We start from the raw sequence: 14,568 nt of genomic DNA on the forward strand, positions 1-14,568 counted from the left end.
CCGGGCCGGCGGATCGCCTCACCCGGCGTTGACGGTGCCCGTGGCACGATCGGGAGCATGCAGTACCGGTATGCCACTGAGGCCGATGTTCCCGCCATGGCGGCGCTCTTCGCCGCCAACCACCGCGACGCACTCACCGAGCGGCAACGCTCCGAGCAGGGGTTTGTGCAGGGCAGCTTCGATGCCGCCGCCCTGCGCGCCATGGCCACGGGCGGGAGTCTCCTCGTCGCCGACGCGGCGGAGGATGCCGGTGCGGCGGACGCGTCGGGAGGCGGGGGCAGCCACGCCGGCCCGGGGCGCGTGGCCGGTCTGCTCGCCTTGTCCGCTCCCGGGAGTCTGTCCGCGCCGCCTCCCCCGGTCCGGGCGCTGCTCGACGCTCAGGACTCGCTGCGCTGGCAGGGGCGTCCGCTGAGTGCGTCACGGTGGCTGCTGTACGGACCGGTCGTGGTCGACGCCGCCTTCCGGGGGCGCGGAGTGGCCAAGGGGCTCTTCACCATGGCGGTCGAGGCGGCGTGGGGCCGGGCGGATGTCGTGGTGGCTTTCATCGAGGCCGACAACCGGGCGTCGTGGCGGGTGCATGTGGACGGTTTCGGTATGCGCCCGCTCGGTGAGTACGTCGCGGGCGGGCGTACGTACGGTGTGGTCGCCGCCCCCGCACGCGACGCGGCCCGAGGGGCGGCCGGGTAGCGCGGTGATGTCCCGGCGCTGCCCCTGCCGGGGCGGGTGCGCGACGGCGCCCGACGCTCACGACGCCTGAGGGCTGCCCCCGCCCCCGGCCTCCGGATCCGCGCCATTAGCCTCGTCCTCATGGCAAAGATTCCCGCAGCAGCCGTAGCAGCCACCGGTCTCGTCGGCGGTTTCGCCGTGGCCCGCTGGACCAGGAAGCGCCCCCTCGGCGGAGTGACGCTCGCCGCCGCCGGTGCGGTCGCCGCCCGGCAGTGGCAGCAGGAGGCCGGTACGGCCAAGGCCGCCGCGCTCACCGGTGTCTACCTCGCGGCGTTCGGCGGGTCCCACCCCCTCGCCAAGAAGATCGGTGCCTGGCCTGCCGTGTTCTCCGTCGCAGGGGCGGTCGCCGCAGCCTCGACCGTGGTCGCGCGCCGGGCATAGGAAGAGGAAAACCAGCCGAGTGCCGGAGCCCCGGCAGCCGGACGACCACCCCGCCCGCTCCTGCCCGGCTCCGCCCGGCTCCCTCCGGCTCCCCCCGGCTCCTGCCCGGCTCCCACCCGGCTTCCTCTGCCTCCCGCCTCCTCCGTCAAGCCCCCGCGTCACGCCCCCAGCGCGTGCGACACCGTATAGATCACGAGGCCCGCCAGCGCGCCGACCACCGTGCCGTTGATCCTGATGAACTGCAGGTCACGGCCGATGTGTGCCTCGATCTTGCGGGAGGTCTGCTCGCCGTCCCAGCCCGCGACCGTGTCCGAGATCAGGGACGTGATCTCGTCGCGGTACGTGGTCACCACGTACACCGCGGCGTCCTCCAGCCATCCCTCCAGCTTCTGCTGGAGGCGGCCGTCGGTCGCCAGCCGGGCCCCCAGGGAGAGCAGCGAGGCACGGGCGCGCAGCCGCAGCTCGCTCTGCTCGTCCTCCGCCGCCGAGATGATCATGGCGCGTACGGAGGACCACGCCGAGGCGATCACGTCCTGTACCTCGGTACGGCCCACCAGGTCCGACTTGAGGCGCTCCACCCGCGCCCGGGTGTCCGTGTCCGACTGAAGGTCCGTCGCGAAGTCCTCCAGGAACCGGTCGAGGGCGCCGCGGGCCGGGTGCTCGGGCATGTCGCGCATCTCCGTGATGAAGCGCAACAGCTCCTTGTAGACGCGGTCGCCGATCTTCTTGTCCACGAACCGCGGTGTCCACCCCGGCGCCCCGCCCTGCACCGCGTCCATCACCGAGTCGGAGTGGACGGTCAGCCAGTCGTGGGCCCGTACGCAGACCAGGTCGACGACCCGGCGGTGACCGCCGTCGGCGACGACCTTCTCCAGCATCTTCCCGACACCGGGTGCCACCTCGGCGGCCTCCGCGCGGCGGGTGATGGCCTCGCCGACCACTGCCTGGACGTCGGAGTCGCGCAGGACGGTGAGGGCGCCGCGCAGCGCCGTAGACAGCTCCGCCGTCACCCGATCGGCGTGTTCGGGCTCCGCGAGCCACGATCCGAGGCGCCCGCCGACGCCCACAGCCCGCAATCTGGCCCTTACGACAGATTCAGACAGAAAATTTTCACCAACAAAGGAACCAAGTGACTCCCCAAGCTGGTCTTTCTTGTTGGGGATGATCGCGGTATGAGGAATGGGGAGACCAAGTGGCCGGCGGAACAGTGCCGTCACGGCGAACCAGTCCGCCAGGGCGCCCACCATGCCCGCCTCGGCAGCCGCAGCGACATAGCCTGTCCAGGACCCGCCCCCGGTGTGCGAGGCCCAAGTGGCGAGTACGAAAATGAGAGCGACCAGAAGGAGAAGCCCGGTGGCCGTCGTCTTCATACGGCGGACCCCACGCCGCTTCTCCTCGTCTGCCGCGCTGTAGGCAACGGAGCCCAGTGGCGCGGTACCTGTGACGCCTTCCGTCCCAGGTCCGGCCCCGGCTTCCGTTTCCCTGCCAGTACGTTCCATCAGCTCCGCCTGCTCCGCCCGTTCCTGCACCTGTACCGCCCCCGTACGTATTGTCCCTGCCTGAGCTACTCCTGGGACGCACGTCGAGTTCCCGAGGAGACCGACCGCTCATGACCAGGCGCCGTGGTTACGCCCTGCTCGCCACGCTTGCGGCAGTGGTGACGCTCGTTTCCGTTGGCATCTTCGCGATGGTGAGAACCCCGGCCACCACGGTGTCCGCGGGTGTCCCCTCGCGGGTCTCGTCGGGGGTGCCGGCCTCCGGCACCTGGACGGGCACCTGGTCCGCGGCGCCCGTCGGCCCCGAGCCCGGCACGCCGAACGGGCTCCCCGGGAGCACCATCCGTAACGTCGTGCACACCAGCATCGGCGGCTCGCTGACCCGGATCACCCTCTCGAACCTGTTCGGCACCCAGCCGCTGAAGGTCACCGAGGCGTCCGTCGCGGCCGACGGCTCGGTCCAGGCGGTGACCTTCGACGGGCGCCACTACGTGACGATCCCGGCCGGTGGCCAGACCATCAGCGACGCGGCCCGCATCCAGGTGCCCAGCAACGGCAACGTCACGGTCTCCTTCACCACCCCGTCGCCGAGCGGCCCGGTCACCTACCACCCGCACGCCCGGCAGGTCTCGTACGCCGACCTGGGCGGCCACACCGTCGAGACGCCGTACTGGCGCTACCTCACCGCCGTGGACGTCCTCACCCATGAGGCACGCGGCTCGGTCGTGGCCTTCGGCGACTCGATCACCGACGGCATCACCTCGACCACGGACACCAACCAGCGCTGGACGGACGTACTCGCCGGGCGGCTCGGCGGCCACTACGGGGTGCTGAACGAGGGCATCAGCGGCAACCGCGTCCTGCTGGCAGGCAAGGGACAGAGCGGCCTCGACCGCTTCGACCGCGATGTCCTCGGGCGCTCCGGTGCGAAGGCCGTCGTGATCGAGCTGGGGGTCAACGACATCCTGCGCCTGCCGCACAACGTGAACGCCCGGCAGATCACCGACGGGCTGCGCAAGCTCGCCCAGCAGGCACGGGCCCGCGGGCTGCACGTGGTCGGTTCGACGCTGACGCCGTTCGGCGGCCACTTCGGGGTGACTCCGCAGCTGGAGGCCGTACGCCAGCAGGTCAACGCCATCATCCGGGCGGGCGGGGTCTACGACTCGGTGGTCGACTTCGACAAGGCGCTCCGTGACCCGTACGCCCCGAGCAGGCTCCGGCCCGACTACGACTCCGGCGACCACCTGCACCCGAGCGACGCCGGTTACCGCACGATGGCGATGACCCTCGACCTGGACGCGCTGACCAGGTCCGCGCCGGCCAGCGCCTGACCCGGCCGCGCCGGCCCCCGGAGCCCCGTCGCGGAAAACGGCGGGGCGTCCGGTGCCCGCGGGACGGGCCGGGCGGCGCTCCCGGCTCCGAAGCTTCCCGCCGGGGATCCCGGGACTGCTGGTGCGGCTACGGATCCTGATACGGCTACTGATAGCTGCGGTCCGCGTACATCTTGGCGATGACGGCTTCGATGTCGGGCTCCCGCACCGCGAGATCGACCAGTGGGTAGTCGGCCGCGACGGCCGCGACGAGCGGCGCCGCCGAGTCGGCCGCGGGGAACGTCAGCCACTGCCGGGGCCCCTCCACCCGGATGGTGCGAGCCGCCGGGATGTCGATCGGCGGGAGCTCCCGCTCCAGATCCACCACCAGGGTCCGCTCGCTCTCCCCCACCTCGTGCAGCCCGGCCAGCGCACCGTCGTACATCAGCCGCCCGTGATCGATCACCATCACCCGCTTGCAGAGCTGCTCGATATCGGTCAGATCGTGCGTGGTGAGCAGGACGGTGGTGCCGCGCTCGGCGTTCAGGTCCCTGAGGAAGCCGCGGACCTTGGCCTTGGACACGACATCGAGGCCGATCGTCGGCTCGTCCAGGTAGAGCACTTCGGGGTCGTGCAGCAGCGCGGCCGCGATGTCACCGCGCATCCGCTGTCCGAGCGAGAGCTGACGTACGGGAACCTCCAACAGCTCGCCCAGATCGAGAAGTTCGACACAGCGGTCCATGTTCTCGCGGAACCGGGCGTCCGGAATGCGGTACATCCGGTGCACCAGCCGGTACGAGTCGCGCAGCGGCAGATCCCACCAGAGGGTGGTGCGCTGCCCGAAGACCACGCCGATGCGCTGCGCGAGCTTCGTCCGCTCGCGTGAGGGGTCGAGGCCCGCGACGCGGATGTGCCCGGCGCTGGGGGTGAGGATGCCGGTGAGCATCTTGATGGTGGTGGACTTTCCCGCGCCGTTGGGCCCGATGTAGCCGACCATCTCCCCCCGGGCGACCCGGAAGGTGATGCCGTCGACGGCGCGCACCTGATGCTTCTCCCGGCGCAGGAAGCCGGACTTGCGGCGTACGTCGAAGACCTTCTCCAGGGCTTCGAGTTCGATGAAGCCGGCAGTCGTGCTGGTCACAGTGGTTCAGCTCCCGTCGTGCGCTCCCGTACCGGCTCCGGGTCGCATGGAGGCGGAAGGGCCATCATGCCCAGCGGCAGGGCTGCGGGCACCGGCCTTTTCGGCGGAGGCACGGACTTACGCGTCGGCTCGGCGGTTCAGCCGCAGAGGACGCCCGAGCCCGGCCGCCGGCACTGACACAGCCGGGCCTGCGTGGCAGCATCTGCCGACATGGAATTTTCCGAAGTGGTTCGGCGCCGGCGCATGGTCCGGCACTACTCCGACAAACCGCTGGCACCCGATGTGGTCGAGCGACTCCTTGGCTCTGCTCTGCGAGCACCGTCGGCCGGCTTCTCCCAGGGCTGGTCATTTCTGGCCCTGACCGACCCTGAGGACCGCGCCCGCTTCTGGCCATTCGTACCTACCCGTGTCGAGAAGACACCGACCATGCAGGACGCCCCGCTGGTTGTAGTGCCTCTGGCGCACAAGGCGGCCTATCTCGAACGCTACGCTGAGCCCGACAAGGGGTGGGAGGACCGGGCCGAGGCCCGCTGGCCCGCACCCTATTGGTACATCGACACAGGGATGGCATCCCTGCTCATGCTGCTGACCGCTGTCGACGAGGGCCTCGGCGCATGCTTCTTCGGCATCATGCCCGAACATCTGCGGCCTTTCCGCGCCGAGTTCGGGATACCTGACGAGTACGCCCCCATCGGCGGGATCACGGTCGGCTACCGCGCTGACGACATGCCCGCGCAGAGTCCTCGCGTCGAAGAGCGGCGACGTGGCATGGGTGAGGTCATCCACCGGGGGCACTGGGGCCGGCACGCTTGAGATGATCCTTCGGCGGGCCGGCACCGCCGCCGGGCGCCGCCTGCGCCCCGGGAACGGGCACGGCGTCAGCGCGGCGGAAGCCGGTCGTACGTCTTGAAGGTGTACCGCGCGGACAGGGTGATCGTGTTCCCGGCCGGTGCCGGGAGGCCCAGCCGGTCGTTGACGAGCCTGCCCAGTGGCCCGCAGCCGTCGGCGGCCGGGGCGGTGAAGGCGTCGTCGTACGCGTCGAACTTGATGACCGGCGGGTTCTTCGAGACCCATTGCGAGTCACCGGCCCGCTTCAGGTGCAGTTCGACGGGGCTGTCGGCGCCGATGACGCAGTTGTGCGGCAACAGGGGGCCGAGTACCCGGAAGCGCAGGGTGAACAGGCCCATGCTGTCCCCGACGGAGTAGAAGTCGGACCGGCCGCCGTACTCAGGCCGGAGGGACAGGGCGAGCAGCGGGCTGCGGCCTGCGGTGCTCCCGGGGAGCCCGCCGGGGACAGCGGTCGCGGCGCTGCGCAGAGCGCCCCAGACCTGCCCGTCGCTCCCGTCGGGCAGCGGACCCTCGGCATGAGTGATGGTCATCGGCGCCAGTGCCGGAATACTGCGGCTGCCGAGGGTCAACGGGCCGCTCGCGGTGAGAACTTCGCACTTCCAGTCGGCCGCGTCGACACCGGCCGGGATGTCCGGGCAGTCGCTGAAGTCGTACGAGGGAGCAGGAGGCGCGCCGGCAGCGGCGGCGGGAGCGCTCGCCGCACCGGTGGCCATGGCCGCGAGGGCGGCGGCGAAGGCGAGCCCGGCGGCCCCGCGGAGGACGGCCGGGGGGCGCTTCTCAGTGGTGATCTGCATGACTCCCACCCTGCTGCGGCGCCCCGCCGGGCCACCACGGGGAAGCCCCGGGCCCTACCCCGAAACGCCCCTGACCCCATGTCAGGGTGCGGCGCTCCGGGCAGACGCAGGCCGCCGGGCAACGGGGGCCATCACCGGGCCCGGCGCTAACTCCCCGTACTGCGGTACGCCCTCAGCCCCGCCCGCCAGGCCACCCCCGCCACCGCGCAGCACACCGCCGCCACCACCGGCGGCATGAACGCCAGCCACTGCGGCAGGCCCAGAGGGTACGGCCGGCCCAGCACGTACAGCGCGGGCAGCCAGTTGACGAAGGCCAGCGGGATCACGAAGGTCACGCCGCGCAGCAGGTCCTTCGCAAAGACCGTCGGCGGGTACTGGAGCAGCGTCACGCCGCCGTACGTGAAGGAGTTCTGCACCTCCGAAGCGTCCTGCGCCCAGAACTGGAGGGCCGCACCCGTCACGAACACGGCGGAGAACACCACCGCCCCGCTGACCAGCATCATCGGCACCATCAGGACCGCCAGCGGCGTCCAGCGGATATCGACGACCGCCACCGCGTAGCCGAGGATCAGCAGCCCCTGGGCGAGGCGGCCCAGTCTGCGCAGGGCGAAGCGGTCGGCCGCGATCTGGGCGATCACCGGGACCGGGCGCACCAGGAGCGTGTCCAGGGTCCCGTCGCGGACCCGGCGGCCCAGCCGGTCCATCGAGCCCATCACCAGATCGGAGAGGCCGAAGGCGGTCGACGCGAGCCCGTACAGGAAGGCGATCTCGCCCAGCGAGTAGCCGCCGAGCCGGTCCACGTGCGAGAACATCAGCAGGATCGCGGCGAAGTCGAGGCCGGTCGCGGCGAAGTTGCCGAGGGCCGTCATCACGAACGACGCCCGGTACGCCATCGTCGAGCGGATCCACATCCCCGCGATCAGCCCGTACGCGCGCAGTCCGTCAGCCACCCTGCACCACCACCCTCCTGGTCGCGGCGGACTGCAGCAGCCGCCCGGCGCCGAGCAGCACGACGGCCCAGCCGAGCTGGAAGGCGTACGCGGTGACCAGCCCCCACCCGGTCCGCTTGCCCAGGAGGATGTCGGCGGGCACCTGGAGCAGCACCGACCAGGGCAGCACCCGGGCGATCTCGCCCAGCAGCCCGGGGAAGAGATTCAGCGGCAGCAGCATCCCGGAGAAGAACATCCCGGCGATCCCCGCGATCTGGGCGACACCCGCCCCGTCCATCAGCCAGAACGCGGAGAGCGCCACGAGATAGCGGATCGCGAAGCTCACGATCACCCCCAGGAGGAGCGCCCCCGCGAACGCGAGCCACACGAAAGGGTCGGAAGGCAGCGCGAGATCGAAGGCGAGCGCCCCCAGAGCCATGGGCGCCACTCCGCGTCCGAGGACCTGAAAAGCGGCGCGCCCCAAATCGCCTGCCATCCACCAGAGTTGGAGGTCGGCGGGGCGGTAGAGGTCGATCGCGACATCCCCCGTGCGGATGCGCTCGATGAGTTCCTCCTCCAGGCCGCCGCCGATCAGCGCCATCGTCGTCAGCATCGCCTGGCCGAGCCACACATACGTGAGGGCCTGCGCCTGGTCGTAGCCTCCGAGGTGCGGGCTCTCGTCCCAGAGGGCGATGTACGTGTACGCCATGATGAAACCGAAGACGGTGTTGGTGAACACCCCCGCCGCCGTCGCCACCCGGTAGGTCGCGAAGCGCCGGAACCCTCCCGAGGCCACCACCGCGTACAGCCGCACCCTGAGCCCCCTCGCCTGTCGCCCGCCCCGCGCAGCACCAAAGCGGCCGACCCTAGTCCAGTAGGGCGTGCGCCGCGACCGAATAATCCGCGCAGTTCGAACCGGACGCCCCGACAGTGTTTTATGGGCGTACGTAACGATTCACCCGATACGCCACCCTTGTGCCGGACGCTGGAGAGACAGTGAGCGACGAGCAGCCACAGCAGCCCGGCTGGACCCCGCGGGACCGCGAAGGCGGCGGCCCCCGGCCGCCCGGCGGCAGCGGCGGCGCACCCGGGGGCCCCGGGGACGCCGGCGCCGGACAGCCCGCCGGGAAACGCAAGCGCCCCCGGCGCACGGGCTGGCGCCGGCTGATCCCCACCTGGCGGATGGTCCTGGGCACCGTCCTGGTGATCCTGCTGCTGATCGTCGGGGGCTTCATCGCCGGCTACAACCTCGTCGACATCCCCACCGCCAACACCGCGGCCACCGCCCAGAGCAACATCTACCTCTACTCCGACGGCACCGAACTCGCCCGCGACGGCGAGGTGAACCGCGAGAACGTGCAGCTCTCCCAGATCCCCCTCGTCGTCCAGCGCGCCGCGCTCTCCGCCGAGGACCGCGACTTCTACTCCGAGAGCGCCATCGACCCCGAGGCCATGGTCCGCGCGGCGTGGAACACCGTGACCGGCAAGGGCACGCAGGGCGGCTCGACCATCACCCAGCAGTACGTCAAGAACTACTACCTCGGCCAGGAACAGACCATCAGCCGCAAGGTCAAGGAGTTCTTCATCTCGATCAAGCTCGACCGCGAGGAGAGCAAGGACGACATCCTCGCGGGCTATCTGAACACCAGCTACTTCGGGCGCAACGCCTACGGCATCCAGGCCGCGGCCCAGGCCTACTACGGCAAGAACATCCAGGACATCGACGCAGGCCAGGGCGCCTACCTCGCATCCCTGCTCAACGCCCCCAGCGCCTACGACGTCGTGGCGCACCCGGAGAACAAGGGCCGGGCCGAGGCCCGCTGGAACTACGTCCTCGACGGCATGGTCAAGAAGAAGTGGCTCAGCCCCGGAGCACGGGCGCGGGAGAAGTTTCCGGTGCCCGGCAAGGCCAAGCCGTCGTCCGGCCTCTCCGGACAGCGCGGCTACCTCGTCCAGGCCGTCAAGGACGACCTCACCAGCAACAAGATCATCGACGAGGACACCCTCGCCACCGGCGGCTACCGCATCACGACCACCCTCCAGCGCAGCAAGCAGCGGGCGCTGGGCACAGCGGTGCGCGACCAGGTGACCAGCAAGCTCAGCAAGAGCCGCAGCGCCGACCGCAACGTCCGGGTCGGCGGCGCCTCGGTGGAACCCGACACGGGCAAGGTCGTCGCGATGTACGGCGGCATCGACTACACGAAGCAGTACGTCAACAACGCCACCCGCCGGGACTACCAGGTCGGTTCCACCTTCAAGCCGTTCGTCTTCGCCTCGGCCGTGGAGAACCGGTCGACCACCCAGGACGGGCGCAGGATCACCCCGAACACCATTTACGACGGCACCAACCACCGCATGGTGCAGGGACCGAACGGCTCCACCGGTTACGCACCGGGCAACGAGGACGACAAGTCGTACGGCCGCATCACCGTCTCCGCCGCCACCGACAAGTCCGTGAACGCGGTGTACGCGCAGATGGCCGAGGACGTCGGACCCTCCCGGGTCCAGCAGACCGCCATCGACCTCGGCATCGCCAGGAACACCCCCGACCTCAACCCGTACCCCTCCATCGCGCTCGGCCCGGCCACCGCCAGCGTGCTGGACATGAGCGAGGCGTACGCGACACTCGCGGGCCACGGGAAGCACGGGCGGTACACGATCATCGAGAAGGTCACCAAGAACGGCCAGACGCTGAAGCTGCCGAAGAGGAGCACCGTCCAGAGCATCAGCCGGCAGGCCGCGGACACCACGACATCGATCCTGAAGAGCGTCGTCGCGAGCGGCACCGGCACCGCGGCGAAGTCCGCGGGACGGCCGGCCGCGGGCAAGACCGGCACCGCCGAGAACGACAAGGCCGCCTGGTTCGCCGGATACACACCCGACCTGTCCACCGTCATCTCCGTGATGGGCCAGGACCCGGCCACCGGCGTGCAGAAGCCGCTGTACGGGGCCCTCGGCCTCGCCCGCATCAACGGTGGCGGCGCGCCCGCCCAGATCTGGGGTCAGTACACGGGCGCCGCGCTCTCGGGCACCCCGCGCACGGCCTTCCACCTCGACCTCCAGTCGGGCGCCGGCCGGGAGGCACTGCCCTCTCCGGCCGAGAGCTCCGCCTCGCCCTCGGCAACGGCCTCGCCCTCCCCGGGCGAGAGCCCGTCCGGGCCGTCGTCCGCACCGCCGAGCACGGAGCCCACGACGGCGCCCCCTGAGCCGTCGGAGGCTCCCAGCACCGAGGACCCCGGCGTGATCGGCGGGCTGACGGACGGCGGGGACACGGGCGGTGGCGACAACGGCGGGGGCGACGGAGGCCCGGGGGGCGAGGACGGGGGCGGCGGCACCACGGGCGGCTGACGGCGGAGTACGGCACGGGCGGCGCGGTACGGCAGGGGCGGCGCGGTACGGCAGGGGCGACGGGTAGGCACGGGCGGCGGTGGGAAGCGGGCGGGCCCGGCTCCCGGCTCCCGGCTCCCGGCTCCCGGCTCCCGGCTCCCGGCTCAAAATGGTGTGCGGATCGGTAATCCCCTTGACAGGCTGGGAGCATGAACTCCCCGCACCACGAAGCCGCCCCCCTCAGCATCCCCCTCACCGAGGACCTCATACGGGGCGCCCTCGACCTGGAACGCACCGAGCACGGCATCCTGCCGCACCGGCTGCCCGCCCGGGCCCGCGCCCAGTACTCCGACGAGCAGCTGGCCATGGCGGAGGCCCAGCCGTCCGGTGTACGGCTGGCCATCCGTACCGAGGCCACCACCATCGAGCTGGACACGCTCCGCACCAAGATGGCCTACCAGGGCGTCCCGCCCCGGCCCGACGGGCTGTACGACCTGCTCATCGACGGCCGGCTGACCGACCGGGCCTCCGTGACCGGAGGCAACGTACGCCTGGTGGACATGGCCACCGGTTCAGCGGAGACCCACCCGGGCCCGGTCGGCACCGTCCGGTTCACCGGTCTGCCCGCAGGACCGAAGGACCTGGAGATCTGGCTGCCGTACAACGAGGTCACCGAACTCATCGCCCTGCGCACCGACGCCCCCGTCGAAGCCGTGCCGGCCCGCGGTCGCAAGGTCTGGCTGCACCACGGCAGTTCGATCAGCCACGGCTCCAACGCCGAGAGCTCCTCCACCACATGGCCGGCGCTCGCCGCCGCGCTCGGCGGCGCGGAACTCATCAACGTCGGGCTCGGCGGCAGCGCACTGCTCGACCCGTTCACCGCGCGCGCCCTGCGGGACACCCCAGCGGACCTGATCAGCGTCAAGACCGGCATCAACCTCGTCAACGCCGACCTGATGCGGCTGCGTGCCTTCACCCCGGCCGTGCACGGTTTCCTCGACACGATCCGGGAGGGCCACCCCACCACGCCACTGCTGGTCGTCTCCCCCATCCACTGCCCCATCCACGAGGACACCCCGGGGCCCTGCGCCCCGGACTTCAGCAACGGCACAGTGCAGTTCAAGGCCGTCGGAGACCCCGCGGAGACCGCCGCGGGGAAGCTCACCCTCAACGTCATCCGCGCGGAGCTCGCCCGCATCGTGGCGCAGCGGGCGGAGGACGACCCCCATCTGCACTACCTCGACGGCAACGCTCTCTACGGCGAAGCTGACTTCGCCGAACTGCCGCTGCCCGACCAGCTCCACCCCGACGCCGCGACCCACCGTCGCATCGGCGAACGCTTCGCCGAGCTGGCCTTCGGCGCCACCGGACCGTTCGCGGCCGGGCGCGCCTGAGTCACCGGCGGAAGAACGGGGCAAGAGGGCCGGCCGCAGGGCGGACTGTCGCCCGCACGGCCGGCCCCAGGGGCGTTCAGTGCCCGGACGTCGCCTTCAGGCCGACGACAGCGACCAGCAGCAGGCAGACGAAGAAGATCCGGGCGGCGGTGGCCGGCTCCCCCAGCACGACCATGCCGAGCACCGCCGCACCGGCGGCGCCGATCCCCACCCAGACCCCGTACGCCGTACCGATCGGCAGGGTCTTGGCCGCCTGGGACAGCAACAGCATGGACGCGACGATGCCCACGCCGGTGAAGAGGCTGGGCCACAGCCTCGTGAAACCTTCGGTGTACTTCATCCCGATCGACCAGGCCACTTCGAGCAGACCGGCGACGACGAGCAGAATCCAGGCCATGACGGCACCTCCGCGAGACGGATCAGCAGGGTGCGTCGTCTTTGCTGTCGGTCTGCCCGGTACGGCGCGTCTCGTCGGGGTCGTTCCACCGTAGCAAAGAGCGTGCGGGGCGGCGGCGGCTGCGCACCGCAGGGCCGGGCGGAGCTCTACCGCAGGGCCGGGCAGCACCACAGCAGGGCCGGCAGCGCCACAGCAGGGCCGGGCGGAGCGCTACAGATACAGGCCGGTGGAGTCGTCGGACACGCGCTCGGAAGCCACCGCGTGCAGATCGCGCTCCCGCATCAGGATGTACGCCACACCCCGGACCTCGACCTCGGCGCGGTCCTCCGGGTCGTACAGCACCCGGTCCCCCGCCACCACAGTGCGGACGTTCTGCCCGACCGCCACCACCTCGGCCCAGGCCAGCCGCTTGCCGACAGCCGCGGTGGCCGGGATCAGGATCCCGCCACCGGAGCGCCGCTCACCCTCCGGGGTGTCGGACCTGACCAGCACACGGTCGTGCAGCATCCGGATGGGCAGCTTGTCGTCGTGGATCTTCTCGCTCACGGGCTCGAACCTACCTGGCCCGGAGCACGGTGTTCACCGAAGGGTCCGCGCCCGCGGACCACCGGCCGCACGGGGCGGGCCCGGGCGAGCAGCTCAGCGCCGCCGCTTCGTCGTCGCGCAGAGCCCCGGCTGCCGCCGCTTCGTCTTCGTCGCCGACGTCACGCAGAGACCCACCAGGCCCACCGTGAGGAGCGCCACCGGGATCACGCGCTCCAGCCGGGGCGAGCCCTCCTCGGTCACGAACTGCGCCCGCACCCCGTTCGCGGCCCGGTTCAGCGCGACGAACGCGCGCCCCGCCGTCTGGTCGACGGCCGATGTGACCTTGGCCCTGGCGTCCCCCGCGATCGTGCTGGGGTGCAGCCGCACACCGATCTCGTCCAGCGTGTCCGCGAGATCCGCGCGCCGGGTCTTGATGTCCGCCTCGATCTGCGCCGGGGTCCTGGCATCCGTGGCATCCGACACTGCGCTGCCTCCGTGGTCGTGTCCGGTAGTCGTTGCTCGACAGTCTGTCAGCTCCAGCGGGAACGCACCCCGCGGCACCCCTATTACGCTCTGCCCCATCCCTACGTCACGATCACAGATCCTCCCGAGGAGAGCCCGATGAGCGAGCGACTGCAGCCCGGCGACACCGCCCCCGCCTTCACCCTGCCCGACGCGGACGGCAACGAGATCTCTCTCGCCGCCCACCAGGGGCGCAAGGTCATCGTGTACTTCTATCCGGCGGCTCTTACCCCCGGATGCACCAAGCAGGCCTGCGACTTCACGGACAATCTCGATTTCCTGGCCGGCGCCGGATACGACGTCATCGGGGTCTCCCCGGACAAGCCGGAGAAGCTCGCCAAATTCCGCGAGCAGGAGTCCCTGAAGGTCACGCTCGTCGGCGACCCGTCCAAGGAGACCCTCGCCGCGTACGGCGCATTCGGGGAGAAGAAGCTTTACGGCAAAACGGTGACCGGCGTGATCAGGTCGACCGTCGTCGTCGACGAGAACGGCAAGGTCGAACACGCTTTCTACAACGTCAAGGCCACCGGTCACGTCGCCAAGATCATCAAGGACCTCGGCCTCTGAACGGCTTCCGGACACCTCACGGGGGCCCTCCGGGCGCCTTCAGGGGGCCACCTCCAGGCACCAGTACTTCCTGGCGCCTCTGAGCACCTCCCGAATGGCTCCGAGCACCTCTGATCACCACCCCTCACCCCTCACCCCTCGGCCCGCCGGGCCCGGTGAGAGGCACCGCCCGAAAGGTCGAAAAGCCCGAAAAGTTGCGGTAGTGGCCGG

Annotated in this window: 15 protein-coding genes and 1 riboswitch; of the genes, 7 read left to right on the forward strand and 8 right to left on the reverse strand. The window is 70.9% G+C overall.

Annotated features, from left to right (window positions below; genetic code table 11):
- The first annotated feature begins 57 nt into the window (after nt 1-57).
- Together OG917_RS12560 and OG917_RS12565 are read left to right on the forward strand one after the other, a co-directional pair.
- Complete coding sequence (locus tag OG917_RS12560; protein ID WP_328317666.1) at nt 58-687, forward strand: GNAT family N-acetyltransferase; 630 nt, start codon at nt 58-60, stop codon at nt 685-687.
- Nucleotides 688-807: 120 nt separating this feature from the next.
- A complete protein-coding gene (locus tag OG917_RS12565; protein WP_328317667.1) occupies nt 808-1,107 on the forward strand; it encodes a hypothetical protein in 300 nt (99 codons plus the stop codon).
- A gap of 158 nt (nt 1,108-1,265) precedes the next feature.
- On the opposite strand, the gene OG917_RS12570 is transcribed toward OG917_RS12565, so the two are convergent.
- A complete protein-coding gene (locus tag OG917_RS12570; RefSeq protein WP_328317668.1) occupies nt 1,266-2,606 on the reverse strand; it encodes a DUF445 domain-containing protein in 1,341 nt (446 codons plus the stop codon).
- A 110-nt stretch (nt 2,607-2,716) separates the two neighbouring features.
- On the opposite strand from OG917_RS12570, the gene OG917_RS12575 reads away from it, so the two are divergent.
- Complete coding sequence (locus OG917_RS12575) at nt 2,717-3,934, forward strand: SGNH/GDSL hydrolase family protein (RefSeq protein WP_328317669.1); 1,218 nt, start codon at nt 2,717-2,719, stop codon at nt 3,932-3,934.
- Nucleotides 3,935-4,079: 145 nt separating this feature from the next.
- Here the strand turns inward: OG917_RS12575 and OG917_RS12580 are convergent, their stop codons facing one another.
- Nucleotides 4,080-5,054 carry an ABC transporter ATP-binding protein gene (locus OG917_RS12580; protein WP_328317670.1) on the reverse strand — a complete coding sequence of 325 codons (975 nt, stop codon included), beginning with the start codon at nt 5,052-5,054 and terminating at the stop codon, nt 4,080-4,082.
- 210 nt (nt 5,055-5,264) lie between these two features.
- On the opposite strand from OG917_RS12580, the gene OG917_RS12585 reads away from it, so the two are divergent.
- A complete protein-coding gene (locus OG917_RS12585; RefSeq protein ID WP_328317671.1) occupies nt 5,265-5,867 on the forward strand; it encodes a nitroreductase family protein in 603 nt (200 codons plus the stop codon).
- A gap of 65 nt (nt 5,868-5,932) precedes the next feature.
- On the opposite strand, the gene OG917_RS12590 is transcribed toward OG917_RS12585, so the two are convergent.
- The 3 genes from OG917_RS12590 to OG917_RS12600 form a co-directional block, all read right to left on the reverse strand.
- Nucleotides 5,933-6,697, reverse strand: coding sequence for a hypothetical protein (locus tag OG917_RS12590; protein WP_328317672.1), 765 nt, complete (start codon nt 6,695-6,697; stop codon nt 5,933-5,935).
- Between the two features lie 146 nt (nt 6,698-6,843).
- A complete protein-coding gene (locus tag OG917_RS12595) occupies nt 6,844-7,647 on the reverse strand; it encodes an ABC transporter permease (RefSeq protein ID WP_328317673.1) in 804 nt (267 codons plus the stop codon).
- A complete protein-coding gene (locus tag OG917_RS12600; RefSeq protein ID WP_328317674.1) occupies nt 7,640-8,440 on the reverse strand; it encodes an ABC transporter permease in 801 nt (266 codons plus the stop codon). The genes OG917_RS12595 and OG917_RS12600 overlap by 8 nt, the downstream gene beginning before the upstream one ends.
- Nucleotides 8,441-8,622: 182 nt before the next feature.
- Between OG917_RS12600 and OG917_RS12605 the strand changes: the two genes are divergently transcribed.
- Both OG917_RS12605 and OG917_RS12610 read left to right on the forward strand, forming a co-directional pair.
- Nucleotides 8,623-10,974 (forward strand): transglycosylase domain-containing protein, encoded by a 2,352-nt coding sequence (locus OG917_RS12605; protein WP_328317675.1) that lies wholly within the window; start codon nt 8,623-8,625, stop codon nt 10,972-10,974.
- Between the two features lie 188 nt (nt 10,975-11,162).
- Nucleotides 11,163-12,347, forward strand: a complete 1,185-nt coding sequence (locus tag OG917_RS12610; RefSeq protein ID WP_328317676.1) for a GDSL-type esterase/lipase family protein — start codon at nt 11,163-11,165, stop codon at nt 12,345-12,347.
- Nucleotides 12,348-12,423: 76 nt separating this feature from the next.
- Here the strand turns inward: OG917_RS12610 and OG917_RS12615 are convergent, their stop codons facing one another.
- From OG917_RS12615 to OG917_RS12625, 3 genes are all read right to left on the reverse strand, one after another.
- Nucleotides 12,424-12,744 (reverse strand): DMT family transporter, encoded by a 321-nt coding sequence (locus tag OG917_RS12615; RefSeq protein WP_327297391.1) that lies wholly within the window; start codon nt 12,742-12,744, stop codon nt 12,424-12,426.
- Between the two features lie 29 nt (nt 12,745-12,773).
- A riboswitch (guanidine-III (ykkC-III) riboswitch) is annotated at nt 12,774-12,844 on the reverse strand.
- Between the two features lie 110 nt (nt 12,845-12,954).
- Nucleotides 12,955-13,290 (reverse strand): GroES family chaperonin, encoded by a 336-nt coding sequence (locus OG917_RS12620; RefSeq protein ID WP_328317677.1) that lies wholly within the window; start codon nt 13,288-13,290, stop codon nt 12,955-12,957.
- A gap of 93 nt (nt 13,291-13,383) precedes the next feature.
- Nucleotides 13,384-13,752 (reverse strand): DUF3618 domain-containing protein, encoded by a 369-nt coding sequence (locus OG917_RS12625; RefSeq protein WP_328317678.1) that lies wholly within the window; start codon nt 13,750-13,752, stop codon nt 13,384-13,386.
- 138 nt (nt 13,753-13,890) lie between these two features.
- On the opposite strand from OG917_RS12625, the gene bcp reads away from it, so the two are divergent.
- Nucleotides 13,891-14,358, forward strand: coding sequence for a thioredoxin-dependent thiol peroxidase (gene bcp / locus OG917_RS12630; RefSeq protein WP_328317679.1), 468 nt, complete (start codon nt 13,891-13,893; stop codon nt 14,356-14,358).
- Nucleotides 14,359-14,568: the final 210 nt, after the last annotated feature.

It is taken from the genome of Streptomyces sp. NBC_00388, assembly GCF_036061255.1.
In the GTDB taxonomy this organism is placed as follows: domain Bacteria; phylum Actinomycetota; class Actinomycetes; order Streptomycetales; family Streptomycetaceae; genus Streptomyces.

What these genes read in the sequence shown, in the direction of transcription:
- OG917_RS12560 (WP_328317666.1), top strand. Translation starts at nt 58, where the DNA reads ATGCAGTACCGGTATGCCACTGAGGCCGATGTTCCCGCCATGGCGGCG.
- OG917_RS12565 (WP_328317667.1), top strand. Translation starts at nt 808, where the DNA reads ATGGCAAAGATTCCCGCAGCAGCCGTAGCAGCCACCGGTCTCGTCGGC.
- OG917_RS12570 (WP_328317668.1), bottom strand. Translation starts at nt 2,606, where the DNA reads ATGGAACGTACTGGCAGGGAAACGGAAGCCGGGGCCGGACCTGGGACG.
- OG917_RS12575 (WP_328317669.1), top strand. Translation starts at nt 2,717, where the DNA reads ATGACCAGGCGCCGTGGTTACGCCCTGCTCGCCACGCTTGCGGCAGTG.
- OG917_RS12585 (WP_328317671.1), top strand. Translation starts at nt 5,265, where the DNA reads ATGGAATTTTCCGAAGTGGTTCGGCGCCGGCGCATGGTCCGGCACTAC.
- OG917_RS12590 (WP_328317672.1), bottom strand. Translation starts at nt 6,697, where the DNA reads ATGCAGATCACCACTGAGAAGCGCCCCCCGGCCGTCCTCCGCGGGGCC.
- OG917_RS12610 (WP_328317676.1), top strand. Translation starts at nt 11,163, where the DNA reads ATGAACTCCCCGCACCACGAAGCCGCCCCCCTCAGCATCCCCCTCACC.
- OG917_RS12615 (WP_327297391.1), bottom strand. Translation starts at nt 12,744, where the DNA reads ATGGCCTGGATTCTGCTCGTCGTCGCCGGTCTGCTCGAAGTGGCCTGG.
- bcp (WP_328317679.1), top strand. Translation starts at nt 13,891, where the DNA reads ATGAGCGAGCGACTGCAGCCCGGCGACACCGCCCCCGCCTTCACCCTG.